The sequence below is a fragment of the Nesterenkonia lacusekhoensis genome (assembly GCF_017876395.1).
Classification (GTDB): domain Bacteria; phylum Actinomycetota; class Actinomycetes; order Actinomycetales; family Micrococcaceae; genus Nesterenkonia; species Nesterenkonia lacusekhoensis.
On sequence record NZ_JAGINX010000001.1, the window covers coordinates 525,791 to 548,670 of the forward strand.

Below are 22,880 nucleotides of genomic sequence, written 5' to 3' on the forward strand. Positions count from 1 at the left end.
CGCTCAGATGAGTGATAATGGAAATGAATGTTGCGAGGAACACCAAGAAGGGAATCACCCGATGGCTGCAATGAAACCGCGTACCGGCGATGGTCCTATGGAGGTCACTCAGGAAGGACGCAGCCTGATCATGCGGGTACCCATCGACGGTGGTGGACGCCTGGTGCTTGAGATCAACAACGACGAGGCCGAGGCGCTCAAGGCCTGCCTCATCGACGCTGTGGGGGAGTGATCCCCTCCGCTGCGGTGCCGTTCAGCGCCGGACGGCGTCGTTCGGCGGCTGTGGCAGCGTTCAACGTCTGACGGCGACCAGCAGCCCTGTCCCGGTCCCCAGCAGCGTGGTGGTGAGTCGGTCATCCTCACGCAGGAGCCGCTCCGTCTCGCGCATGGTCTGAGTGCTCTCCTCGCGCACTGCGGGGCGAGGCACCTGATCCTGGTCCAAGGCGTCGTTGATGATCAGCAGTCCGCCGGGAGCGAGCATACGGATGCTCTCGGCGGTGAAGGTCGGCAGGTTCTCCGTCCCGGCGTCGAGCAACACCAGATCATAGGATCCGGTGGCCAGCCGGGGCAGGACCTCTTCAGCGTGCCCGGTGATGAGCCGCGTTCGTCGAGCCGGCAGCTGCTCATGACGGAAGGTCGTCCGGGCTGCGTGGAGATGCTCCGGATCCACATCGATGCTGGTCAGAATGGCTTCGAGCTGTGCGCCGCGCAGCAGGGAGACCCCAGAGACCCCGACGCCGGTCCCGACCTCCACCAGTGTCTTCGCCTGCACTGCCGCGGCCAGCACGGTCAGGGTGGCGGCCGTTCCTCCGCTCACCGGCTCAATGCCCAGGTCGAAGGCCAGATCGCGGGCGGCCTGCAGCACCGGATCGTCGCCGAGGTGCTGTTCGGCGTAGGCCCAGCTGGTGTGCTTGGCCGTCGGGGAGGTGTTCAGGGCCTTCATAACGTTCTCATCCTAGTTGCTGAGGCATGGGGGACGAACCTGAGACCTGCCCAGCGTGCCTCCAGCAAGTCACCAGCTGCATCTCGCAGACTGTGGGCGATGGTTCAGCAGGATTCCCGACGGCCCACTCGCTCACGGGCAGGGTGGATCGCTGTTCTGTGCGTGGCCGCGGCCGCTCTGGCCGGCATCGTCTTCTTCTCCGCCTGGATCGTCGGCGGCCGCGTCCAGGCCGGATCGCTGGGCGAACGGCTCCTGCCCGCAGAGGACCAGGGCGCTCAGGCCGGCGGCGGCCAGCCCACTGATGACGCTGCCGCTCCGCTCGCGCACCGGATCCCTGTGGATCAGCTCGACCAGCTCAGGCCCCTGGGGTGGAACGTGGCCCAGCTCTCCGGGTACGGCCTGGAGCCCCAGCAGGCCGAGACCCAGTTGGTCGATGGGGTGCGCACCGTCGACGTCGAGCTCAGCAACGGCGACAGCGTGGTCGAAGTCGCCGAGACCCGCGCCGAGGAGGAGGGCGCTGAACTGACTCCGCTGCGTGACCTGGCGGCCCGGACGGTGGACCTGGAAGCGGCGGAGCATCAGGAGATCGAGCTGAGCACCGGTGATGCGGGCGACCTCTACCGCGTGGAGGGCTCCCCGGAGCGGACCGTGGCGGTGGGGACCAGCTACGCCCACTACGTCATCACCTCCGATATGGACGAGGTCCCCGCCGCTGACCTCGCCGCCTGGGTGCTGGTCACCGACCGCTCCCGGCTGCAGGTGCTTCCCACTGAAGAGACAGACGGGTTCGAACGGGTCGGGCAGGGGCTGCGCGAGATCTTCAGCTGGTGATCACCGGTGGTGAGCGCCGGTGTGAGCTAGGGCTCGGCGTGACGGTAGAGTAGTCCCGTGTTCGGAATCAGCGGCTATCAGTTTCTCCTACTGATGGTGCTCGCGTTCTTCCTGATCGGCCCGGAGCGCCTCCCGCAGTATGCCCGCACCCTGGCTGACTGGGTGCGCAGGGCCCGCGGCATGGCTGAGGGCGCCAAAGTGCGCTTCCGCGAGGAGACCGGGACCGACTTCGACGCGGTGGACTGGCAGAAATACGATCCCCGCCAGTACGATCCCCGCCGAATCATCCGTGATGCTCTCTCGGAGGAGTACGACGCCGTCAACGAGGTCCGTTCCTCGGCCCGTCTGGAGTCGCCGCGCTCCTCCGGCTCCGCGCCGTCGCGCTCTGCTGGCTCCGCGCCGCGCAGCTCCTCCCGCGGGGGCTCCGCCTCCGGAGGTGCCGGCAGCCGTGCGGGTGCACGCGCTGGATCCGCCGCCGGTTCCGTGGCTCGCAACGGGTCTGCGGCCGGAGCCCGTGCGGCCTCCCGACCAGGACCTTCGCGCTCAGCCTCCACCCGGACAGGTGCCTCCCAAGCCGCCAGCCGCGCCGGTGTGGCCGGAGCCGCTGAACGTTCCTCCCAGGGCATGGACCCGCGCGAGGTCTTCGGGACACCGGCAGCGTCCGTGCCCACCGCCGGTGAGGGTACCTCAACCGCTGAAGGGCCGTCCGACGCGGCTCTGCCGGCCGGCAGTGCACTGGCGGCAGGCGTGGCCGGAGCGGCGGCAGCGGAGGCGGAGACGGCTCAGCAGCCGGCACCCTTCGACGTCGACGCCACCTGATCCGCCAGGATCTGATTCGGCCGGTTCTGACCCAGCAGATCCCCGTCTGATCCCGCACATCCCCGTCCGGCTCGCTCAGGAGGCCAGGACCACGGGCTGCCAGAAGAGCACGAAGAGCGAGATCAGGCTCAGCGCGATGATGTTCATCCAGAAGCCGGCCTTCACCATGTCATCCATGGTCAGGTAGTCCGAACTGAACACGGCGGCGTTGGGCGGGGTGGAGATCGGCAGCATGAACGCGCAGGTGGAGGTCAGGGCCACGATGGCCATGATCGCCATCGGGTCCACCCCCATGCCCAGGCCCAGGCCCACGCTGACCGGGATGAGCATATTGGACACCGCGGTGTTGGACATGATCTCGGTCATGAACAGCACGATGGCCCCGAGCACCACCACGATCACCACGTAGGGCAGCACCTCCAGGCCGCCGAGCAGCTCACCGAACCACGGGGTCAGCCCCGAGTCCTCGAAGGCCGCGGCCAGGGAGAGCCCACCGCCGAAGAGCAGCAGGATGCCCCAGGGCAGTTCGCGCATATCCTGCCAGACCAGGATGCCGCCGCGTCGGCGCTCACCGTCGCCGGTGTCCTGCAGCTGCTTGGCCGGGAGCAGGAACATGCTCACTGCGCCGATGATGGAGATCGTGGTGTCTGAGAGGCGGACCTCGTCAGGCAGGAAGCCGCTGGTGACCCACATGAGCCCGACGACGGTGAAGATCCCCAGGACCGTCTTCTCCTCGTAGCTCATCCGGCCCAGCTTCTGCAGCTGCTCTTTGGCGAAGTCGGAGGAGATGTCCACCTGGGAGGAGATCCGGAACTGGACCTTGGCCAGGTAGAGGTAGAGGAAGAGCAGCAGAAGGACGGTCAGCGGCAGGGCGAAGAGCATCCAGTCGGCAAAGCTGACCTCGATGCCCAGGTGGATCTCGGCCTGAGCCGCGAGCACAGCGTTGGGCACAGAGCCGATCAGGGTGGCCAGCCCACCGATGGAGGCGGCGTAGGCGATGGCCAGCAGCAGGCCCTTGGCGAAGCGGCGCAGACCTTCCTCATCGAAGAACTGCTTCTGCCGGACCTCCTCGATCAGCGCCAGACCGATGGGCAGCATCATCAGCGCCGTGGCGGCATTCGAGATCCACATGGACAGGGCCGCCGTGGCCAGGATGACGCCCAGCATGAGCCGCTGGCCCTGGCTGCCGATCATCCGGATCACCGCCATCGCGATCCGTCGGTGCAGATTCCATTTCTGGATGGCCAGCGCGATGGTGAACCCGCCCATGTACATGAACACCAACGGGTTGGTGTAGGCCATGGCGGCCGTCTCTTCGTCGGTGCCGCCGGCCAGGGGCAGCAGGAAGATCGGCATCAGTGAGGTGGCTGGGATGGGCAGCGCCTCGGTGATCCACCAGGTGGCCACCCAGAGTGTGACTGCCAGCACGGCCCGTGGGGCGTCGTCGAGTCCGGTGATGCCGGGGAGGAAGTAGATCACCGCGAACAGGGCGGGCCCCAGCAGCAGACCGACCCGTCCACGTGTGATCAGCGGGGTCCGTGGATTCTCATCAGTGATCTGCACAACGGGGAGTGTTGCACATCACCGATGACCCCGCAATAGCAGTCACCGAGCCGGAAGGCCCCGGTCTCTCAGCCCACCGAGCCGGTCTCTCAGCCCACCGAGCCGGTGTCTCAGCCCACGGAGACCGGCAGGCTGCGACCGCTCAGGCCGCGTCCCTGCCCGGAGAGCCGTGTCGCGATGTCGCGCAGCGCGGACCCGGAGGCAGAGTCAGGTGCGGACAGCGCCACCGGGTGGCCGTCGTCGCCGGCCTGGCGCAGTCCGGAGTCCAGCGGCACCGAACCCAGCAGCGGGACCTCGGTCCCCAGGTTCTCGGTGAGCCGGTCGGCTACGATCTGCCCGCCGCCGGAACCGAAGAGATCCAGCACAGTGCCGTCGGGCAGCGTCATCGGCCCCATGTTCTCGATGACACCGGCCACCTTCTGCGCGGTCTGGGTGCTCAGCGCTCCGGCGCGTTCGGCGACGTCGGCGGCCGCAGCCTGCGGCGTGGTCACCACCAGCAGCTCGGAGCCGGGCAGCAGCTGGGCCACGGAGATCGCGATGTCCCCGGTGCCCGGCGGCAGATCCAGCAGCAGGACGTCCAGGTCCCCGAAGTGCACATCGGTGAGGAACTGCTCGACTGCGCGGTGCAGCATGGGTCCCCGCCAGGCCACCGCCTGATTGCCGTCGACGAACATGCCGATGGAGATGGTCTTCACCCCGTAGGCCACCGGAGGCAGGATCATCTCATCCAGCCGGGTGGGCTTATCGGTGATGCCCAGCAGGCCGGGCACGGAGAAGCCGTGGATGTCGGCGTCGATCACCCCGACCTTCAGCCCCTGGTCGGCCAGCGCGCAGGCGAGGTTCACGGTGACCGAGGACTTTCCCACCCCGCCCTTGCCGGAGGCCACGGCGTAGACCTTGGTCAGGCTGTCGGGCTGGGCGAAGCGGTTGACCTTGCCGGTCTCGCCTCCGCGCAGGTGCTCTTTGAGCTCAGCGCGCTCTTCCGGAGTCATCACACCCAGCGAGACCTCGGCGGTGGAGACGCCCTCGGCGCGCACTGCGGCGGCAGTGACGTCGTCGACGATCCGGCTGCGCATCGGGCAGGCCTCGATGGTGAGCTTGATGCCGATGGAGGCGGTGCCGGCGTCGTCGACGCTGATGTCACCGACCATGCCCAGCTGGGTGATGGGCAGCCGCAGCTCCGGGTCGATCACCTCAGCCAGACGGCGTCGGATGCGCTCGGTCACGGCGTCTGCGGGGACAGCGTTATCGGACACCCCCACAGTCTACGGGGTGCCACAATGGGGTTATGGCGATGAATCCTGATGGTGGCACAGCACGTAACACTCAGACCGGGGGCCTGCCCCGGGGAGAGCTGCTGGGCCGGTACCGCACCTACGAGCAGGCGCAGCAGGTGGTGGATCATCTCTCCTCCCAGGACTTCGACATCAAGCATCTGACCATCGTGGGCAATGACCTGCGCTCGGTGGAGCACATCCGCAGCAGGCTCACCTACCCGCGGGTGGCCGGGGCCGGTGCCGCCCAGGGCGCACTCTTCGGCCTGTTCATCGGTCTGCTCATCTACCTGTTCAGCCCGGAGGCCCCGATGGCCAACCTGCTGCTCTCGGTGCTGATGGGTATGGGCATCTGGATGATCATGGGAGTGGTCGGCTTTGCCGTGCGCAAGGGCCGCGGCTTCGCCTCCTCCTCGCAGATGGTGGCCACCACCTTTGACATCGTCTGCGACTTCTCGGTCTCTGCCAAGGCTCGGCAGCTGGTCTCCGGGGCCGGGGTCTCCAGCGTGAGCGCCTCGGATGACCCCACCGGCGTGCGGCCTCCTGTGGGGCCGGCAGTGCCCTCGGGGAACCAGGGCGCGGGCGCAGAGGGCGAGAGTACGACGCCGCAGGGCCAGTCCGCGCGCCGCTCCGAGCGCGAGCCCACCGGCTACGAGAACCTTCCCGACGGCCGCCCGCGCTATGGCGTCCGCCTCTCCGAGGTGAAGAAGGACGAGCCGCAGGAGCAGCCCAGCGCTGATGCTGAGGCGCAGGAAGGCGAGGCGCCGGAGGGCGAGATCCCGGAGGGGCCGGCGTCGGACGAGGAGCGCCAGGAGCGCTGAGCAGAGACCGCTGGGATTTCTCTACCGGGACAGCGACATCCCACCCCAGCTGTGACGGCTGAGATGTCGCCGACCCGGTAGAAGAACGGCGGCAGAGATGAAGCAGAGCTGCAGCAGATATGAGAACGCCCCCAGGTCCGGCCGGAGCCGAGCCTGGGGGCGTTGTCTCAGATGCAGCGGTTCAGGAGTTCACGCGACGACCGGTGATCAGTGACCAGAGGAAGGACACGATCACACCGCCGATGATCGCGAAGATCCAGGTGCCCAGGTCGAAGAAAGCGTCATTGACGTTGACTCCGAAGACTGCAGAAGCGATCCAACCGCCGAGCACGGCACCGAGCACGCCGGTGACCAGCGTGGCGATCATGCCGCCTGCGGGCTTGCGTGGGGCGATGGCACGAGCGATGGCGCCGGCGATCAGGCCTAGGATGAGCCAACCGATGATTCCCATGATGTGAGCCTCCTTCTCAGTCGCGTCGAACCGCTTTGGTCCGTACGGCCATCTTAGAGCCCACTCCCAGGTGATGGGGAGGGGCACGCGGCCACAGAATCACACGTGGTCAGGCCTGCAGGTCCGCCATCCAGCGCTCCACATCATCAGCGGTGCGCGGCAGGGCGGCCGATAGGTTCTCGGCGCCCTGCTCGGTCACCAGGATGTCGTCCTCGATGCGGACCCCGATGCCGCGGTACTCCTGCGGCACGGCGAGGTCCTCCTCCTTGAAGTAGAGGCCCGGTTCGATGGTGAAGACCATCCCCGGCTCCAGCACACCGTCGAGGTAGAGCTCGCGCTTGGCCTGGGCGCAGTCGTGGACGTCCAGCCCGAGATGGTGGCTGGTGCCGTGGGGCATCCAGCGCCGGTGGTGTTGACCCGCGGGGTCCAGCGCCTCCTCCACGCTGACCGGCAGCAGGCCCCAGCTGTCCAGGTGCTCGGCCAGGACCGCCACCGCCGCCTGGTGGATCTCGCGGAAGCGGATGCCCGGCCTGACCGCCTCGAAGGCAGCATCGGCCGCTGCGAGCACCGCGTCGTAGATCTTCCGCTGGACCGGGCTGAAGGTGCCGGAGACCGGAAGAGTGCGTGTGATGTCTGCGGTGTGGAGGGAGTCGGCCTCGACGCCGGCGTCGAGCAGCAGCAGATCGCCGTCGCGGACCTCGCCGTTGTTGCGGATCCAGTGCAGGACGGTGGCGTTGTTGCCGCTGGCGGCGATGGTGTCATAGCCGAGGTCGTTGCCCTCCAGCCGGGCCCGGGCGAAGAAGGCTCCCTCCACGATCCGTTCGCCCCGGGTGCTGCCCACGGCGCGCGGCAGCGCCCGGACCACATCCTCGAAGCCGGCGATGGTGGCGTCCACCGAATGCCGCAGCTGCTCGATCTCCCAGCTGTCCTTGACCAGGCGAGACTCAGAGAGGAACTCGGCGACCTCGCCGTCGAAGCTGTCCGAGGCCTCCAGGTCCACTCCGGTGTTGATCCGGGAGGTGTCCACCAGGGCGTCCACGTCCAGATCGATCTCCCGCACCAGACGGATGCGGGTGCCGCCGACCTCCACCGCTCCGGCGTTCTTGGTCACCGCCACCTCCAGCTCGGACAGGTCGGCCGTACGCAGGCCCAGCCGCTGACGGAACTCCTCCAGCCCGGGGCGCGGACCGATCCAGAACTCGCCGTGGCGGGCGTCGGCATAGAACTCTTCGGTGTCCCGGCCGGCCATGGGCTTGAAGTAGAGCGTGGCCTCATGGTGGCCGCCGTCGTCGCCGGCTCCTTCCTCCGCCGGCTCCAGCACCAGCACCGCCGAGGGCTCATGGTCCAGGCCCAGACCGGTCAGATGGGCGAACGCCGAATGCGGACGGAAGCGGTAGTCGGTGTCGTTGGACCGAACCTTCAGCGGTCCGGCCGGAAGCACCAGGCGCTCACCGGGGAAGCGCTGCGAGAGCCGCCTGCGGCGTTCGGCGGCGAAGGCCGCGACCTCGTCCCGGCTGAACTCCTGCTGATCAGCGGGCGCCCACTGGGAGGCCATGAACTCTCTGAAGGCCTGGGAGGTGGGCCGCTGGGACCGGTTGCTGCCCCGGTCCTCCAGGTTCTGCTCCTCCAGGTTCTGCTCGTCTCCGGCCGCCTCGTCTGCTGGGTTCTGGTTCTCGGTGCTCATAGCCCCCAGTTTTGCATGCGCCTGGGGAGTTCACGCCCCCACCGCTAGGCTGAGAGGCATGAGCTTCGACCTCCACGTCCACTCCGACATCTCGGACGGCACACAGCCGCCGGCCGAGGTGGTCGCCGCGGCCAAGCGGGCCGGGCTGCAGGGCATGGCGCTGACCGACCATGACACCACCGCGGGGTGGGGTGAGGCCGTCCGCGCCGCCCAGGAGCATCAGATCCTGGTCATCCCCGGCATGGAGATCACCACGCTGACCGAGGACGGCATCAGCGTCCACCTGCTCAGCTACCTCCACGATCCGGCCCACCCGGGGCTCTCCGCGGCCATCCGCGGGGCGCGGCAGGGGCGCCAGCAGCGTGCCCGGGCCATGGTGGAACGGCTGGGCCATGATTTCCCGATCACTTGGGAAGCCGTCGAGGCCCAGGTCAGCGACGGGGCCACCATCGGGCGTCCGCACCTGGCCGATGCGCTGGTGGCCGCAGGAGTGGTGCTCGACCGGCAGCAGGCCTTCGACCGGCTGCTGCACCGCAGCTCCCCCTACTACGTCAGCCAACAGAACATCCACCCGATCGAGGCCATCCGGCTGGTCTCCGCCGCCGGGGGAGTGCCGGTCATCGCTCACGCGATGGCCTCGACCCGCGGCCGCACCGTCAGCGGCGAGCAGCTGGAGGAGATGATCGAGGCCGGACTGGCCGGCGTCGAGGTCTGGCACCGCGACAACCCGGAGGAGGGACGCCAGCGGCTGCTGGAGCTGGCGCGACGTCACGAGCTGCTGACCACCGGATCCTCGGACTACCACGGCACGGGCAAGCCCAACCTCCTGGGCGAGAACACCACGGACCTGCACACGGTGGAGCAGCTGCTGGAACGGGCCACGGGTTCCACTCCGGCAGGGACGCTGCCGCTATACTGACCGCTATGTCAGAACAGACGGACAGGTCATCGGAGCCGACAGCCGTGACCCAGCGGGCCAAACGTCTGCCCCGGGAGCAGCGGCGTCATCAGCTGCTGGACTGCGCGCTGAAGGTCTTCGTGGCCCAGGGTTATCACAACGCCTCCATGGATGACATCGCCGAGGTGGCGCAGGTCTCCAAGCCGGTGCTCTACCAGCACTTCCCAGGCAAGCACGAGCTCTTCCTGGACCTGCTGGAGACCCACCTGGGGCAGCTGGAGGAGATGCTCACCGCTGCGCTGGCCTCCACCGAGGACAACAAGGAGCGGGTCTCGGCCACGATGACCGCCTTCTTCGAGTTCATCGACCGCGAGGACGAGGCCTACCGGCTGATCTTCGCCTCCGGCATGGACAACGACGACGCCGTCAGCCTCCGCATGGGGCGCTTCCACGACGCGGTGGCCGGGGCGATCGCCGAGGTGATCGCCGATGACACCGGGCAGCCGATGGCAGAGGCCACACTGCTGGGCCACGGACTGATCGGCATGGTGCTCTCCGGAGCCCGCCACTGGAGCCGACTGTCGGAGCGGCCGGGCCTGGAGGTCTCCTCACAGCTGACCTCGCGTTTGGCTTGGCGAGGAATTTCGGGCTTCCCCAAGGAGTCGGAAGGGCCTGAGCCAGGATGAACCGATAGTATCGGTCGGGATGGATCTGCCGCGGCGCCCTGACGACGGATCAGCTGATCCCTCAGATCAGAGATGACGGCGCCTCTGACGCGGCAGCCTCCGCCAGACCGGCACAGTTCTCTTGAAGGAGTGGCATGGAAGTACGTATCGGAGTGCAGCACGTCTCCCGCGAGATCGTCGTCGAGACCGACGCGAAGCCCGAGGACGTCGAGAAGACCGTCACAGAGGCGTTTGAGAGCGGCAAGACCCTGCTCACCCTTGAGGACCGCCGCGAGAAGAAGATCGTGGTGCCGGTGTCCTCCATCGGATACGTGGAGATCGGATCCGACACCAAGCAGACCGTGGGCTTCGCCGCCGCGGTCAACGGATGAAAGACCTTATGACTGAATCTGCAGAGAAGACCGAAGACACCGTCCAGCCTGTGGCTGAGGTGACCTTCGCGGACTTCAACGTCCGCCCCGAGATCGTCGAGGCGCTCGCCGAGAAGGGGATCAGGACTCCGTTCCCGATCCAGGCAGAGACCCTGCCGATCGCGCTGGGCGGCTACGACATCATCGGCCAGGCCAAGACCGGAACCGGCAAGACGCTGGGCTTCGGCATCCCCGCCATCCAGCGGGTGACCACCCCCGACGACGCCGGCTACGAGGATCTTCCCGTGCCCGGTGCTCCGCAGGCGCTCATCGTGGCGCCCACCCGTGAGCTCGCCGTGCAGGTGGCCGAGGACCTCAAGGTCGCCGGCTCCAAGCGCGGCATCAGGATCGCCACCATCTACGGCGGCCGGGCCTATGAGCCCCAGATCGAGGAGCTCGAGCGCGGCGTGGAGATCGTGGTCGGCACCCCCGGGCGGCTGATCGACCTTCACCGGCAGCGCTACCTGAAGCTGAAGAACGTCAACATCGTGGTCCTCGATGAGGCTGACGAGATGCTCGACCTCGGCTTCCTGCCCGACGTGGAGAAGATCCTGGCCGCCGTGCCGGAGATCGGCCGTCAGACCATGCTGTTCTCGGCCACCATGCCGGGCCCGGTGGTCTCCATGGCCCGCCGCTACATGACCAAGCCGACCCACATCCATGCCGCTGACCCGGATGATGAGGGCCGGACCAAGAAGGACATCCGGCAGGTCATCTACCGCGCCCACCACCTGGACAAGGATGAGGTCATCGCCCGCATCCTCCAGGCCGAGGGCCGCGGTCGGACCATCGTGTTCACCAAGACCAAGCGCCAGGCGGACAAGCTCTCCGCCGAGCTGCAGTCCCGCGGATTCGCCGCAGGTGCGATCCACGGAGACCTCGGCCAGGGCGCACGCGAGCAGGCGCTGCGGGCCTTCCGCACGGAGAAGATCGACGTGCTGGTGGCCACCGACGTGGCTGCCCGCGGCATCGACGTCACCGATGTCACTCACGTGATCAACCTGACCTGCCCCGATGACGAGAACACCTATCTGCACCGCGTGGGCCGCACCGGCCGTGCGGGTCAGAAAGGCACCGCGGTCACGTTCGTGGACTGGGAAGACGTCCAGAAGTGGAAGCTGATCGACAAGGCCCTCGGCCTGGGTGTTCCGGAGCCGGTGGAGACCTATTCCTCGTCTCCGCACCTCTTCGAGGACCTGGACATCCCTAAGGGGACCAAGGGCCGGCTGCCGCGCCATAAGCGCTCCAAGGCCGGCCTCGATGCCGAGGAGCTCGAGGACCTGGGCGGACCCGGAGACAAGAAGAGCGACGGCGGCCGCGGAGATCGCAACGGTGGTCGCAGCGGAGGCGGCCGGTCCAACGGCGGTCGCAGCCGAAACCGCAGCCGCACCCGCTCGGGTGAGGGCGCGTCCTCCGGCGGAGGCGAGAAGGCATCGGCCGGCCAGCGTTCGGGCGGTCGGAGCTCGGGAGGTCAGAGCTCCGGAGGCCAGGGCGCCGGCAGCGGGAGCCAGCGCAGGCGCCGTCGTCGTCGTTCCGGCGGGGGCGGTTCAGGCTCGTCTCAGGGCGGCGGCTCCTCCAGCGACAGCTGACCCATAGACCCAAGGTGGAGCATGCTGTCTTCGACCCTGAGGGTCGCAATCTGGTGCTCGAGGGGGACAACCTCGAAGTGTTGCCGGCGCTGCCGGATGAGACGTTCGCGATGATCTATCTGGACCCGCCCTTCAACACGGGGCGGGCCCAGCGTCGCGTCGAGACCACCGGCGCGCGCCGTCAGGACGGCACCGGGGACCGTGTGGGCTTCGGCGGGCGCAGCTACCAGACGGTGCGCACGCTGCTGGCCACCTATGACGACTCCTTCACCGACTACTGGGAGTTCTTGGAGCCCCGGCTCCTGGAGGCCTGGCGGCTGCTGAAGGACACCGGCACGCTGTATCTGCACCTGGACTACCGCGAGGTGCACTACGCCAAAGTGATGCTGGATGTGCTCTTCGGCCGCGAGTGCTTCCTCAACGAGATCATCTGGGCCTATGACTACGGCGGGCGCACCAAGAAGCGCTGGCCCACCAAGCACGACACCATCCTGGTCTACGTCAAGAACCCGGAGACCTACTACTTCGACTCTGAGACGGTGGACCGGGAGCCCTATATGGCCCCTGGCCTGGTCACTCCGGAGAAGGCGGCCCGCGGCAAGCTGCCCACCGATGTCTGGTGGCATACGATCGTCTCGCCCACAGGCCGGGAGAAGACCGGCTATCCCACCCAGAAGCCGTTGGGCCTGCTGAGACGCATGGTCCAGGCCTCCTCCCGAGAGGGGGACTGGGTGCTGGACTTCTTCGCCGGCTCCGGCACGCTGGGGGAGGTGGCCGCATCCTCCGGGCGTCGGTTCGTCTGCATCGACTCCTCTGCGCATGCTCTGGAGGTCATGGAGCAGCGCCTGGGCGAGCATGCCCAGGTGCGCCGGGCAGATCAGCCCCAGACCGCCCCTGTGGAGAACCGCCGACGCCGGCCTCAGGGCTCTTTTAGAGTGGGGGAGTGATCCCTCTCCTCGGCGACCTGCTCACCGGAGGCGGCGCCGCGGAGCTCACAGCCGCGGTGCTGCTTCTGCTCGGTGGTGCGGTATTTCTGATCTGTGCACTTGTGCTGGCGCTCATCGATCTGCGCGAGCACCGGCTGCCCAACCGCATCATCTACCCCTGGGCGCTGTTCACGCTGGCACTTCTGCCGCTGCTGGGCCTGCTCCTCGGGGACGGTTCAGCAGTGCTGCGTGCTGTCGCCGCCGGGCTGACCTGGGCGCTGGTCTTTCTGGGGATCCGGCTGGTGCACCCGCCGTCGTTGGGCATGGGGGATGTGAAGCTCGTGTTGGTCTTGGGCGTCTACGCCGGGTTTCTCGGCTGGTCCGCTGTGGGCGCGGCCGTTGTGCTCTCCTGTCTGAGCGGAGGGTTGGTCTCGGCCGTCCTGCTGGTCACCCGGCGGGCCTCTCGGCATACAGCCATCCCGTTCGGCCCGTTCCTGCTGCTCGGAACCGGCTTGGCGCTGCTGCTGAGCTGAGCCGGTCCCGGTCCATCTCCTGCAGATCCGCTAACGTGGGGCCGTGGCTACCCCTGAATTCATCACGGACCTGCGCCAACACATCGGCACTCGCGAGCTGTGGATCCCCGCCGTGCGCGGAGTGACGCTGCGCAGAGATCCTGAGCCCGAAGTCCTGCTGGTCCGCCGCAGCGACAACGGAGCCTGGACCGTCACCTCAGGGATCCTGGACCCGGGCGAGGACCCTGCCGTCGGTGCGGTCCGCGAGATCGAGGAGGAGACCTCAGTGATCGCCCGCCCGGTCCGGGTGGCCGGCGTCTTCGCCACTCACCTGGTCCAGTACGGCAACGGCGACCGTTGCCGGTACCTGGACACGGTCATGGAGATGGAGCACGTCTCCGGAGAGCCTCGGGTCAATGACGACGAATCGGTGGACACGGGCTGGTTCTCCGTGGACGCCCTGCCCGAGCCCATGAACGAGGATCAGAAGATGGTCATCGCCTGGGCCCTCGACAGCGGCGCCCCGGCCCAGTTCTTCACCGCTTCTTCAGCGGACGCACTGTGAGGCTCTGAGTCATCGCACCCACCGGGCCATCGGCGTCGTGCAGGACCGTGTGGGTCAGTCCCAGGCCGGTGGCGCCGATGCTGGCCGTGGTGTCCATGCCCACCCAGGGGCCCTGCGGCATGCGGAAGAAGCTCACGGTCAGGTCCAGGTTGGGGAAGGCGACTTCGGTGGGGTCGGCCCGGACGGCCACCCCGTTCGCGGTGTCCAGCAGGGAGCAGAACGAGGCGAGCTCGCCGACCTCCTCACCCTCGACCACCTCATGCTCGGAACGGATCCACACCTGACCCCGCCCCTCACCGAGCTCCCGACGCCGGCCCTCCAGGGAGGCGATGAAACCCCCAGGCCACAGCGCGGTGGCGTCCCAGGGCTCCATGGACTCCGGTGGCTCCAGCCGCTCGAAGCTGCTGCCCGCGAGAGCCTCAGTGTTGAACTCCGCCAGGAACCAGGCGCGCATGCGCACTGCGGCCCGGCCACCTGAGGAGAGCACGACCTCGACCAGTTCCACGGTGCGTCCCTCGCGCAGCGGATGGACCTCACAGCTGACCTCCCCGACGGGAAGGGTCCCCAGGATGTCGAAGGACATCCGCACCGGCCTCGGCGGGGAGCTCCGCCGACCTGCCGGCTGCTGGCCTGACTGCTGATCGCGCCACCGCTGCTCTCCCCACTGCTGGAGCACGTGGACCATGAGCCCGAACACCGGAGCCACATGTTGCTCCTGAGGATTCCAGGCACCTTCGGTGTGCTCGGTGGCGCGGTAGTGCGCCGGCTGAGTGTGCTGGCCGGCGTCGTGCAGGGCAGTGAAGTAGCTCATTCGTCGGAGGCCTCCAGAGTCTCTTTCTCCGATTTCTCACGTTTCTCGGCCCAGGTCCACTCGAGGAGGAAGCGCAGTACGACGCCGAGAGCACCACCGTACACCGCGCCGTGATCGGGAGGACAGGGGGCATCTTGAGCCCCAAGGTTCAGCTCTGATCTGCTCTCAGAGTGTGCTTGCGGACTTTTCCGGTCGCTGTGCGCGGAAGCTCGGCAACGAACTCGATTCGGTCAGGGACTTTGAACTTGGCAACATGTTCGGCGCAGTGCTGGCGCAGCTGATCCTCGTCGACTGTGGATTCAGGCACTTGAACAACATAGGCAAGAGGCCGTTCTCCCCACTTGTCGTGGGAGATGCCGACGACGGCTACGTCCTGCACCTCAGGGTGTGAGTAGAGTGCCTTCTCCAGCTCGATCGATGAGATGTTCTCTCCTCCGGAGATGATGATGTCCTTGGCGCGGTCCTTGAGCTCGATATATCCGTCTGGATGCAAAACTCCCAGGTCACCCGTGTGGTACCAGCCACCGCGGAAAGCTTCTTCGGTGGCTTCCGGGTTCTTGTAGTACTCCTGCATGACACCGTTGCCGCGGAGTACGACTTCGCCGAGGGAAGCCCCATCAGCCGGAAGGTCGTTCATGTGCTCGTCGACGATCTTGGTCTCTCCAGCATGGATCATCGGGACTCCCTGGCGGGCCATGAGCTGGGCACGCTCCCGGGGAGTGCGATCTTCCCATTCCTCCTGGGGCTCGCAGATGGTGAATGGGCCATAGACCTCGGTGAGCCCGTAGACATGGACCGGGGTGATGTTGAGCGTCTCCAACTTCTCGATGGTCGACGGCGGTGGGGCGGCGCCTGCGGTCGTCATCCGGATAGGGGTCTGCAGCGGCTCTGCCTGCTCTGCTTCCACGATGGTAGAGCACACTACAGGCGCGCCACAGAGGTGTGTGATTCCCTCAGCAGTGAAGGCATCCCAGATGTCCTCGGCCCGGACCGAGCGGAGACAGATGTGGGTCCCTCCGGCTGCGGTGACGGCCCAGGGAGTGCACCATCCGTTGCAGTGGAACATGGGAAGAGTCCAGAGGTAGCGTGAGCTTCCCGAATATCCGTTGTGGATCAGGTTTCCGAGGGCCCCGAGGTAGGCGCCTCGGTGCGAATAGACGGCACCCTTGGGCGCTCCTGTCGTTCCCGACGTGTAGTTCAGAGTGATGGGGTGCCCCTCGTCGTGGACGGCCCAACGAAGATCAGGTGCCCCGTCCCCTTCGTGGAGGAAGGCATCGTAGTTCATCAGACGTGGGATGCCGCTCGCCGCGAGGTCCGCCACGGGATCGGGGATCTCCACCACGGCGGGCGGTTCGGGCAGCTCGAGGACGACGTCTGCAAGCTTTCTGCTCACTTCGGCGTCGACCAGGACCAGCTTGGATCCGGAATGTTCCAGGATGTAGCGCAGCTCCTGTGGCGCCAAGCGCGGATTCAGGGGGTTGAGGATCGCATCGGCCAAGGGCGCGGCGAAATGAGCGAACAACATTTCCGGGGTATTGGGCGCCACCACGGTGACAGTTTCACCCGGTGCGACATACCGCTGAATAGCTTTGGCCTGTTGCTGGACTGCCAGACTGAACTCTCGGTAGGTGAGTCTTCTGTCCCCGTAGACCACGGCTTCGCGGTCAGGGAAGGCAACAGCGTTGCGCCCCAGGAAGGAGAGCGGAGTGAGCGGTTCGAAATTGGCGTTGATCATGAGTCTCCTTCACACGAACGCGGATGTGTTGTACGTCACTCTGTGAGAGACTCGGTCTCGTGTCAAGAGACTGAGTGCCAATGAAAGGGATGCTTCAGAGGGAAGGATGGCATGAGCAGATCGCCGGACGTGATCAACCAGCTCATCCGCACCTTGGATGAGCGGGGGTGGAGCGCCACCACCGTGGATGAGTTGGCGAAGGAAGCAGGTATCAGTCGTGCCACGTTCTTCCGTGTCTATGGGTCCAAGGAAGATCTGGTCTTCGCAGATCATGAGGAGATGATCGAGCGTCTCCACGCCTTTCTGGAACGGACTGATCATGACATCGCGTCAGCAATGCGTGAGGGCCTCACACTGGTGTTTCGGTATCACCTGGAGGACGAAGCACGAACCCTGGCAAGGCATCGCCTCTTGAAGCAGTCGACTCAGCTGCGCAATCGTGAGCTGCTCACATCACACACCTATGAGCGCATCTTTCGGCGCTGGCTGCGACGGCGCCTAGGCTCAGGCCCAGCTGCTGAAGCGGTGGCCGTCTCGCTCTCAGGTGCGGCGGTCGCGCTGCACAATGCATATCTGCGCACGTGGTTGGCCGAGCCTTCACCGGAGGTCTTGGGCGAAGTCACGGCAGAGGCGAAGAAGCTCATCCATGTCATGCTCTCGGGATATGAGGTTGAAGGCAGTTCGCGCTCTTGGGCGGGCACGAGAGGGCCGCATGCCGTCGTGGCACTGGTGGGCGAATCCGCGGACACCGAGGAGATCTGCGAGGCAGTGCGCAGCGCCCTCAACCATTCCCGAAGTGTGTAGTCGGCTTCGGGGCCTGTGCCCGGAGAGCCCGGACAGCAGAGAGCCCCTGCAGGCTTCATCGGCGGTGATGCCGGATCAGTCTGCAGGGGCTCTGTGCTGTTCAGCGGGAGTGGGGCTCAGCCCGGCTGAGTCATGGAGAGCACGTCGAGCGCCTCATCGAGCTGCTGCTCGGTGAGCTCGCCGCGCTCCAGGTAGCCCAGCTCCACGACGGCCTCGCGCACGGTCTTCTTGTTCTTGACCGCATGCTTGGCGATCTCCGCGGCGGCCTCGTAGCCGATGTGCTTGTTCAGCGGGGTGACCACCGAGGGGGAGGCGCCGGCCAGGAACGCTGCGCGCTCCTCGTTGGCGGTCAGGCCCTTGATCATCTTGTCGGCCATCACATAGCTGGTGTTCTTCAGCAGACGGATGGACTCCAGCAGGTTCGCAGCCATCACCGGGATGCCGACGTTGAGCTCGAAGGCGCCGTTGGTGGAGGACAGTGCGACGGTGGTGTCGTTGCCGATCACCTGTGCGCAGACCTGGATGGCCGACTCGCAGATCACCGGGTTCACCTTGCCGGGCATGATGGAGGAGCCGGGCTGCAGATCCGGGATCGCCAGCTCGCCCAGTCCGGTGTTCGGACCCGAGCCCATCCAGCGCAGGTCGTTGTTGATCTTCATCAGCGAGTAGGCGATGTTGCGCAGCTGACCGGAGGCCTCCACCAGGCCGTCACGGTTGGCCTGGGCCTCGAAGTGATCGCGGGCCTCAGTCAGCGGAAGACCGGAGTCCTCGGCCAGGGACCTGATGGCCTTCTCCGCGAAGCCCAGGGGAGTGTTGATGCCGGTGCCCACAGCGGTGCCGCCCAGCGGGACCTCGGCAACGCGCGGCAGAGCGGACTCGATGCGCTCGATGCCGTAGCGCACCTGTGCCGCGTAGCCGCCGAACTCCTGGCCCAGGGTCACCGGGGTGGCGTCCATCAGGTGGGTGCGGCCGGACTTCACGATGCTGCCGAACTCGCCGGCCTTGGCCTCCAGAGCCTCAGCCAGGTAGGTCAGCGCAGGCTTGAGATCGTTGACCAGAGCGGAGGTGGCGGCCACGTGCACCGAGGTCGGGAAGACGTCGTTGGAGGACTGGGAGGCGTTGACGTGGTCGTTGGGGTGGACTTCCTTGTCCGACCCCTGCTCCTTGAGGTGCCGGTTGGCCAGCGTGGCCAGGACCTCGTTGGTGTTCATGTTGGAGCTGGTGCCGGATCCGGTCTGGAACACGTCCACGGGGAAGTGCTCGTCCAGCTCACCGGACTCCACCTGCTCGGCGGCGATCACGATGGCGTCGGCCAGTTCGGCGTCGAGGACGCCCAGCTCTTTGTTGGCCAGGGCCGCGGCCTTCTTCACACGGGCCAGCGCCTCGATGTGTGCCCGCTCCAGGGTGCGCCCGGAGATCGGGAAGTTCTCCACGGCGCGCTGGGTCTGTGCGCGGTAGAGCGCCTGGGCGGGCACCTTCACCTCGCCCATGGTGTCGCGCTCGATACGGTATTCAGTCTGGGATGCAGAGGAATCTGTCATGGGCCCCAGTCTAATGACCGGCGGCCGCCCCGATGCCACTGTGACGGGAACTATAGGTTCCCCACTGTGGTGACCAGGTCGGCCCGCCCCTCGGCCAGGCGGTAGGTCACGCCCACCACTGCGGTGCGTCCCTCCTCCACGGCGGCGTGGAGAGCCCGCGAGTGGTCCACCAGTCGGTCGGCGGTCTGCTTCACATGCTCCTCAACAGTGTCGTTGACCGAGCTCAGTCCCTGCTGCTGGGCGGCGAGCACCGAGGGGAAGATCCGCTCGACCAGGCCGCGCACATGGCCGGAGGGCATGGTGCCGCTCTCCGAGGAGCTCAGTGCCGCAGAGACCGCTCCGCAGGAGTCGTGGCCGAGCACGATGATCAGCGGGACCCCGAGCTCGTCCACGCTGAACTCCAGGGAGCCCAGCACGGCGTCGTCGATGACCTGCCCGGCGGTGCGCACCACGAACACATCGCCCAGTCCGACGTCGAAGATGATCTCAGCGGCCAGCCGTGAGTCGGAGCAGCCGAAGATGACCGCCATGGGGTGCTGCGCCTCGGTCAGCGAGGAACGGCGGGCCGCGTTCTGGTTGGGGTGGTTCACCTCGCCGCTGACGAAGCGGGCGTTGCCCTCCTGCAGGGTCTGCCAGACCTCTGCCGGGGTCAGCTGTGTGGAGGTCTCACTCATCCTCGGTCTCCTCTTCCTGTGCGGTCTCATCCTGCTCAGCGTCATCCTGCTGAGCATCCTGCTCATCGTCCTGCTCGGCGCTGGGATCCTCGACCTCGGCCTCGTCATCTGCGGGCACGTCGGGTTCCTGGTCCAGGGCCTCGACCACGGCGGTCAGCGCGATCTCCAGGTCCTCCTCGGAGGCGTCGCCGCCGAGGACCACGGTGGTGCCGTCGACGTCGTTGTGCTCCTCGGTGAGCACGAACCACGTGCGGTCCTCGTCTCCGTGGAAGACCTCGAAGACCAGTCCGTCCACGGTCTGCGTGCCTGAGGGGGTGGCTCCCTCGGTCTCCTCAGAGATCCAGGTGGGGTTTCCCTGGTCGCTCTGGGAGAAGCCTACGAAGGTCATGGAGTCGGTGGTGAATCCGACCTCCCAGAGCGGGATGCCCTGCTCCGACTGGTGCTCCCAGTAGGCGTAGTTGGCCGACCATTCCTCCGGAACGTCGGGGGCCGCCGGCAGGAACTCTGCGCTGCGGCCGGCATGCACCGCCTCCACTGGGACGTCCTCGTCACGCTGGTAGGGCTCGGCATCCGGTTCCGGGTTCATCATGAGGAAGGCGACGACGGCGGCCACGGTCACCATCATCGTGATGATCATGCCGATCATCGGCTGGGAGAGCCGCTTGACCTGGGAACGGGTCAGCTGCGGCGTGGGCTGCTCCTCGCTGCCCTGTTCCGCCGTGTCCTCAGCGGGGGAGCCGGCGTCGTCCTCATCCGGGCGGGGAGTGTTCTGGTCAGGATCGGTCACCCGATCATTCTACGGTCTGCGCCCTGCTCAGCGCGGCCCCAGCCCCGTGTCAGCCGCGTCATCCGCAGACGGGGCCGAGTCATCCGGCGACGCGGACCGATCGCTGTGGATATGATCGGGAGCAGACCGACCGGTGTGCCTGGCAGCAGCGGTGACCACGAGAGATGGCCGAGGATGTCCATGAACGAATCTCAGAACCACGAGAACTACTCCCACCTGTCCCCGCGCCTTGCGGTCGGTGATTCCGAGCCGGATCGCAACCTCGCGCTGGAGCTGGTCCGTGTGACCGAGGCGGCGGCCATCGCCGGCGGCGCCTGGATCGGCTACGGAGACAAGAACGGAGCCGACGGTGCGGCAGTGGACGCCATGCGCTCGCTGCTGGACACGGTGAACCTCAGCGGCGTGGTGGTCATCGGTGAGGGCGAGAAGGACGAGGCGCCCATGCTGTTCAACGGCGAACGGGTGGGCAACAGCGGCGCTGAGGACGCCCCGGAGGCCGACGTGGCCGTGGATCCGATCGACGGCACGCGGCTGACCGCACTGGGCTACAACAATGCGCTCTCCGTGCTGGCCGTCTCCGAACGCGGATCCATGTTCGACCCCTCGGCCGTCTTCTACATGGACAAGCTGGTGACCGGTCCGGAGGCCGCCGACATGGTCGACCTGCGGCTTCCGGTCAAACAGAACCTGCACCTGATCGCCAAGGCCAAGCGCAAGCGGATCAACCAGCTCAACGTCTGTGTGCTGGACCGTCCGCGGCACTCCAAACTGGTCGAAGAGATCCGAGAGGCCGGGGCGCGCACCCGCTTCATCATGGACGGCGATGTGGCAGGCGGCATCGCCGCCGCCCGCGAGGACTCCGGAGTCGATGCCCTCATGGGCACCGGCGGAACCCCGGAGGGCATCGTCACCGCCTGCGCCATCAAGGCCGTCGGCGGCGTCATCCAGGGGCGCCTGGCGCCCACGGACGACTCAGAGCGTGAAGCCGCAGAGGCTGCCGGGCATGACCTGGAGAAGGTCCTGACCACTCATGACCTGGTCTCCTCGGACAACTGCTACTTCGCGGCGACCGGCATCACCGATGGTGACCTGCTGCGCGGGGTCACCTACAGCGGCGACCGGGTGACCACTCAGTCGATCGTGATGCGCTCGAAGTCCGGGACCGTCCGGATCGTCGAGGCCGAGCACCGCGCGCGCAAGTGGGAGTCCTACACCCGGTAGTGGCGACGCCGACCGCCGGGTCAGGCGGTCGACAGTCTGCCCGTGCCGGGCAGGGCGAGGAATGCCTGGGCGCTGCCCTCAGCGGTGATGGTCACTGCATCCTCTGCGGTCAGCAGGGCTGATTCCCCTGCTCCGAGTGTCAGCTGAGCGCCGTCGTCGTCGGTGATCTCCAGCGTCCCAGCGGTGCAGAGCAGCACGGCCGGGGGAGTGGGGTGGATGCGCACCGGGCCCTGGGCCTGGGGGAACTCGATCCGCTTGAGCTGGAACTCCTCGAAGGGCGGACGGTAGCTGTAGCGGCCGGGCCCGGCGGGTTCGGCCGGGCAGTGCGGAATGGGCAGCACCTCGCATTGGGTGACCGCCAGGAGCTCCTCCACATCCACGTGCTTGGAGGTCAGCCCACCGCGCAGGACGTTGTCCGAATTGGCCATGATCTCCACGCCGAGTCCGTAGAGGTAGGCGTGCAGGTTGCCCGCCGGCAGGTAGAGGGCCTCGCCGGGGGAGAGATCGACCCGGTTCATCAGCAGGGTCACCAGGATGCTCGGATCTCCCGGGGAGGAGCGGGTGACCCGGGTCAGAGTGTCGATGGTCTTCGCCGGCAGTCCGGTGCTGGGGCGGGGCGCCTGGCCGGCCCGCCGGCTGAACAGCGCGTTGACCGCGCGGGAGGCTTGGATGGAATCGTCGCGTCCGCTGCGCAGGATGTAGTCCAGCGCCCCGGCGTAGTCCTCATGGTCCAGGAAGGTGACCAGCCGGTCGAAGACGAAGAGCGGGGGCAGCGGCGGGTGCTCCGTCTCCGTCGGCCCGGTGCTCTCGTCCTGAGCGGAGCCGCTCGTCTCCTGAGCGGAGGTGCCCTCCGCCTGAGCTGCCGGCGGCGGGAAATGCTCGAGCACGTCGCGCAGCAGACACAGTTCGCGCTTGGCCTCGTCCTGCGGGCGGAAGCCGCAGAGCGCTGAGAAGCTGCCCAGCGCGACGATCAGCTCGGGCTTGTGGTTGGGATCCACGTAGTTGCGCTGCGGGGAGTCCACCGGGATTCCGGCAGCTTCCTCAGCAGCGAAGCCTGCCTCAGCCCGCTCCTTGGTGGGGTGGGTCTGGATGGACAGCGGCCGCTCAGCGGCCAGGACCTTCAGCAGGTACGGGAACGAGGGAGCGTCCTTCCCTGGGAACTGCTCCAGCAGGGAGGTCTCGGTGCCGTCGTCGGCGGTCACTGAGGAGGGCGCGGCAGGGTGAGCCCCCATCCAGATCTCTGCCTGGGGGGCTGTCGAGGGTGCCCAGCCGAAATGGGTGCTGAACGCGCTGGTGGAGCCCCACGCGTAGTCCCGCACGGGGTTGGTCATCCTG

The 22,880-nt window shown here is 67.1% G+C and carries 24 protein-coding genes and 1 pseudogene; 13 read left to right on the plus strand and 12 right to left on the minus strand.

Annotation, left to right across the window (positions count from 1 at the left end; all coding sequences use genetic code 11):
• The first annotated feature begins 61 nt into the window (after positions 1 to 61).
• Complete coding sequence (locus tag JOF45_RS02570; protein WP_210047708.1) at positions 62 to 232, plus strand: DUF3117 domain-containing protein; 171 nt, start codon at positions 62 to 64, stop codon at positions 230 to 232.
• A gap of 60 nt (positions 233 to 292) precedes the next feature.
• Here the strand turns inward: JOF45_RS02570 and JOF45_RS02575 are convergent, their stop codons facing one another.
• Entirely contained in the window at positions 293 to 943 is a 651-nt protein-coding gene (locus JOF45_RS02575; protein WP_210047710.1) for an O-methyltransferase, read from the minus strand.
• Positions 944 to 1,042: 99 nt separating this feature from the next.
• On the opposite strand from JOF45_RS02575, the gene JOF45_RS02580 reads away from it, so the two are divergent.
• Positions 1,043 to 1,774, plus strand: a complete 732-nt coding sequence (locus JOF45_RS02580; protein WP_210047712.1) for a hypothetical protein — start codon at positions 1,043 to 1,045, stop codon at positions 1,772 to 1,774.
• Between the two features lie 57 nt (positions 1,775 to 1,831).
• Positions 1,832 to 2,593 carry a twin-arginine translocase TatA/TatE family subunit gene (locus tag JOF45_RS02585; protein ID WP_210047714.1) on the plus strand — a complete coding sequence of 254 codons (762 nt, stop codon included), beginning with the start codon at positions 1,832 to 1,834 and terminating at the stop codon, positions 2,591 to 2,593.
• A gap of 75 nt (positions 2,594 to 2,668) precedes the next feature.
• On the opposite strand, the gene JOF45_RS02590 is transcribed toward JOF45_RS02585, so the two are convergent.
• On the minus strand, positions 2,669 to 4,156 hold the full coding sequence (locus JOF45_RS02590; protein WP_210047717.1) for an SLC13 family permease: 1,488 nt from the start codon (positions 4,154 to 4,156) through the stop codon (positions 2,669 to 2,671).
• Between the two features lie 110 nt (positions 4,157 to 4,266).
• On the minus strand, positions 4,267 to 5,412 hold the full coding sequence (locus tag JOF45_RS02595) for a P-loop NTPase (protein WP_210047718.1): 1,146 nt from the start codon (positions 5,410 to 5,412) through the stop codon (positions 4,267 to 4,269).
• A gap of 32 nt (positions 5,413 to 5,444) precedes the next feature.
• On the opposite strand from JOF45_RS02595, the gene JOF45_RS02600 reads away from it, so the two are divergent.
• On the plus strand, positions 5,445 to 6,251 hold the full coding sequence (locus tag JOF45_RS02600; RefSeq protein ID WP_210047720.1) for a general stress protein: 807 nt from the start codon (positions 5,445 to 5,447) through the stop codon (positions 6,249 to 6,251).
• 181 nt (positions 6,252 to 6,432) lie between these two features.
• On the opposite strand, the gene JOF45_RS02605 is transcribed toward JOF45_RS02600, so the two are convergent.
• Positions 6,433 to 6,702, minus strand: coding sequence for a GlsB/YeaQ/YmgE family stress response membrane protein (locus JOF45_RS02605; RefSeq protein ID WP_210047721.1), 270 nt, complete (start codon positions 6,700 to 6,702; stop codon positions 6,433 to 6,435).
• 109 nt (positions 6,703 to 6,811) lie between these two features.
• Positions 6,812 to 8,386: an aminopeptidase P family protein gene (locus JOF45_RS02610; RefSeq protein ID WP_210047722.1), complete on the minus strand. Its 1,575-nt coding sequence runs from the start codon at positions 8,384 to 8,386 to the stop codon at positions 6,812 to 6,814.
• 58 nt (positions 8,387 to 8,444) lie between these two features.
• Between JOF45_RS02610 and JOF45_RS02615 the strand changes: the two genes are divergently transcribed.
• From JOF45_RS02615 to JOF45_RS02645, 7 genes are all read left to right on the plus strand, one after another.
• Positions 8,445 to 9,305: a PHP domain-containing protein gene (locus tag JOF45_RS02615; RefSeq protein ID WP_210047726.1), complete on the plus strand. Its 861-nt coding sequence runs from the start codon at positions 8,445 to 8,447 to the stop codon at positions 9,303 to 9,305.
• Between the two features lie 5 nt (positions 9,306 to 9,310).
• Positions 9,311 to 9,970 (plus strand): TetR/AcrR family transcriptional regulator, encoded by a 660-nt coding sequence (locus JOF45_RS02620; protein WP_210047728.1) that lies wholly within the window; start codon positions 9,311 to 9,313, stop codon positions 9,968 to 9,970.
• Between the two features lie 134 nt (positions 9,971 to 10,104).
• Entirely contained in the window at positions 10,105 to 10,341 is a 237-nt protein-coding gene (locus JOF45_RS02625) for a DUF3107 domain-containing protein (protein WP_210047730.1), read from the plus strand.
• Between the two features lie 8 nt (positions 10,342 to 10,349).
• A complete protein-coding gene (locus tag JOF45_RS02630) occupies positions 10,350 to 11,969 on the plus strand; it encodes a DEAD/DEAH box helicase (protein ID WP_245324109.1) in 1,620 nt (539 codons plus the stop codon).
• Positions 11,970 to 11,983: 14 nt separating this feature from the next.
• Positions 11,984 to 12,916 (plus strand): DNA-methyltransferase, encoded by a 933-nt coding sequence (locus JOF45_RS02635; RefSeq protein ID WP_210047734.1) that lies wholly within the window; start codon positions 11,984 to 11,986, stop codon positions 12,914 to 12,916.
• On the plus strand, positions 12,913 to 13,428 hold the full coding sequence (locus tag JOF45_RS02640) for a prepilin peptidase (protein WP_210047735.1): 516 nt from the start codon (positions 12,913 to 12,915) through the stop codon (positions 13,426 to 13,428). The genes JOF45_RS02635 and JOF45_RS02640 overlap by 4 nt, the downstream gene beginning before the upstream one ends.
• Positions 13,429 to 13,471: 43 nt before the next feature.
• On the plus strand, positions 13,472 to 13,972 hold the full coding sequence (locus JOF45_RS02645; RefSeq protein WP_210047736.1) for an NUDIX hydrolase: 501 nt from the start codon (positions 13,472 to 13,474) through the stop codon (positions 13,970 to 13,972).
• Here JOF45_RS02645 and JOF45_RS02650 read toward each other — a convergent pair.
• From JOF45_RS02650 to JOF45_RS02655, 3 genes and pseudogenes are all read right to left on the minus strand, one after another.
• Positions 13,944 to 14,783: a thioesterase family protein gene (locus tag JOF45_RS02650; RefSeq protein ID WP_210047737.1), complete on the minus strand. Its 840-nt coding sequence runs from the start codon at positions 14,781 to 14,783 to the stop codon at positions 13,944 to 13,946. The two genes, JOF45_RS02645 and JOF45_RS02650, sit on opposite strands and share 29 nt — an antisense overlap.
• 148 nt (positions 14,784 to 14,931) lie before the next feature.
• The gene (locus JOF45_RS13710) at positions 14,932 to 15,231 is read right to left on the minus strand and encodes an AMP-binding enzyme (RefSeq protein WP_378579209.1); all 300 of its coding nucleotides are present in this window, start codon (positions 15,229 to 15,231) and stop codon (positions 14,932 to 14,934) included.
• Between the two features lie 123 nt (positions 15,232 to 15,354).
• Positions 15,355 to 16,518: pseudogene (locus tag JOF45_RS02655) on the minus strand (AMP-binding protein); the annotation flags it as partial.
• Between the two features lie 111 nt (positions 16,519 to 16,629).
• Between JOF45_RS02655 and JOF45_RS02660 the strand changes: the two are divergent.
• Positions 16,630 to 17,322, plus strand: a complete 693-nt coding sequence (locus tag JOF45_RS02660; RefSeq protein ID WP_210047741.1) for a TetR/AcrR family transcriptional regulator — start codon at positions 16,630 to 16,632, stop codon at positions 17,320 to 17,322.
• 116 nt (positions 17,323 to 17,438) lie between these two features.
• Here the strand turns inward: JOF45_RS02660 and JOF45_RS02665 are convergent, their stop codons facing one another.
• From JOF45_RS02665 to JOF45_RS02675, 3 genes are read right to left on the minus strand one after another with little or no spacing between them, the layout of a single operon-like run.
• Complete coding sequence (locus JOF45_RS02665; protein ID WP_210047743.1) at positions 17,439 to 18,863, minus strand: class II fumarate hydratase; 1,425 nt, start codon at positions 18,861 to 18,863, stop codon at positions 17,439 to 17,441.
• Between the two features lie 50 nt (positions 18,864 to 18,913).
• Positions 18,914 to 19,537, minus strand: coding sequence for a carbonic anhydrase (locus JOF45_RS02670; RefSeq protein ID WP_210047745.1), 624 nt, complete (start codon positions 19,535 to 19,537; stop codon positions 18,914 to 18,916).
• Positions 19,530 to 20,324: a DUF4245 domain-containing protein gene (locus JOF45_RS02675; protein ID WP_210047746.1), complete on the minus strand. Its 795-nt coding sequence runs from the start codon at positions 20,322 to 20,324 to the stop codon at positions 19,530 to 19,532. The genes JOF45_RS02670 and JOF45_RS02675 overlap by 8 nt, the downstream gene beginning before the upstream one ends.
• A 180-nt stretch (positions 20,325 to 20,504) precedes the next feature.
• On the opposite strand from JOF45_RS02675, the gene glpX reads away from it, so the two are divergent.
• Positions 20,505 to 21,545: a class II fructose-bisphosphatase gene (gene glpX / locus JOF45_RS02680; RefSeq protein ID WP_210047748.1), complete on the plus strand. Its 1,041-nt coding sequence runs from the start codon at positions 20,505 to 20,507 to the stop codon at positions 21,543 to 21,545.
• Between the two features lie 20 nt (positions 21,546 to 21,565).
• Here glpX and manA read toward each other — a convergent pair whose 3' ends face one another.
• On the minus strand, positions 21,566 to 22,876 hold the full coding sequence (gene manA, locus JOF45_RS02685; protein ID WP_210047750.1) for a mannose-6-phosphate isomerase, class I: 1,311 nt from the start codon (positions 22,874 to 22,876) through the stop codon (positions 21,566 to 21,568).
• Positions 22,877 to 22,880: the final 4 nt, after the last annotated feature.

Excerpts from the sequence above, each read along its gene's own strand:
- JOF45_RS02570 (WP_210047708.1), top strand. The coding sequence starts at position 62 with ATGGCTGCAATGAAACCGCGTACCGGCGATGGTCCTATGGAGGTCACT.
- JOF45_RS02575 (WP_210047710.1), bottom strand. The coding sequence starts at position 943 with ATGAAGGCCCTGAACACCTCCCCGACGGCCAAGCACACCAGCTGGGCC.
- JOF45_RS02580 (WP_210047712.1), top strand. The coding sequence starts at position 1,043 with ATGGTTCAGCAGGATTCCCGACGGCCCACTCGCTCACGGGCAGGGTGG.
- JOF45_RS02600 (WP_210047720.1), top strand. The coding sequence starts at position 5,445 with ATGGCGATGAATCCTGATGGTGGCACAGCACGTAACACTCAGACCGGG.
- JOF45_RS02605 (WP_210047721.1), bottom strand. The coding sequence starts at position 6,702 with ATGGGAATCATCGGTTGGCTCATCCTAGGCCTGATCGCCGGCGCCATC.
- JOF45_RS02610 (WP_210047722.1), bottom strand. The coding sequence starts at position 8,386 with ATGAGCACCGAGAACCAGAACCCAGCAGACGAGGCGGCCGGAGACGAG.
- JOF45_RS02615 (WP_210047726.1), top strand. The coding sequence starts at position 8,445 with ATGAGCTTCGACCTCCACGTCCACTCCGACATCTCGGACGGCACACAG.
- JOF45_RS02620 (WP_210047728.1), top strand. The coding sequence starts at position 9,311 with ATGTCAGAACAGACGGACAGGTCATCGGAGCCGACAGCCGTGACCCAG.
- JOF45_RS02625 (WP_210047730.1), top strand. The coding sequence starts at position 10,105 with ATGGAAGTACGTATCGGAGTGCAGCACGTCTCCCGCGAGATCGTCGTC.
- JOF45_RS02630 (WP_245324109.1), top strand. The coding sequence starts at position 10,350 with ATGACTGAATCTGCAGAGAAGACCGAAGACACCGTCCAGCCTGTGGCT.
- JOF45_RS02650 (WP_210047737.1), bottom strand. The coding sequence starts at position 14,783 with ATGAGCTACTTCACTGCCCTGCACGACGCCGGCCAGCACACTCAGCCG.
- JOF45_RS02660 (WP_210047741.1), top strand. The coding sequence starts at position 16,630 with ATGAGCAGATCGCCGGACGTGATCAACCAGCTCATCCGCACCTTGGAT.
- JOF45_RS02665 (WP_210047743.1), bottom strand. The coding sequence starts at position 18,863 with ATGACAGATTCCTCTGCATCCCAGACTGAATACCGTATCGAGCGCGAC.
- JOF45_RS02670 (WP_210047745.1), bottom strand. The coding sequence starts at position 19,537 with ATGAGTGAGACCTCCACACAGCTGACCCCGGCAGAGGTCTGGCAGACC.
- glpX (WP_210047748.1), top strand. The coding sequence starts at position 20,505 with ATGAACGAATCTCAGAACCACGAGAACTACTCCCACCTGTCCCCGCGC.
- manA (WP_210047750.1), bottom strand. The coding sequence starts at position 22,876 with ATGACCAACCCCGTGCGGGACTACGCGTGGGGCTCCACCAGCGCGTTC.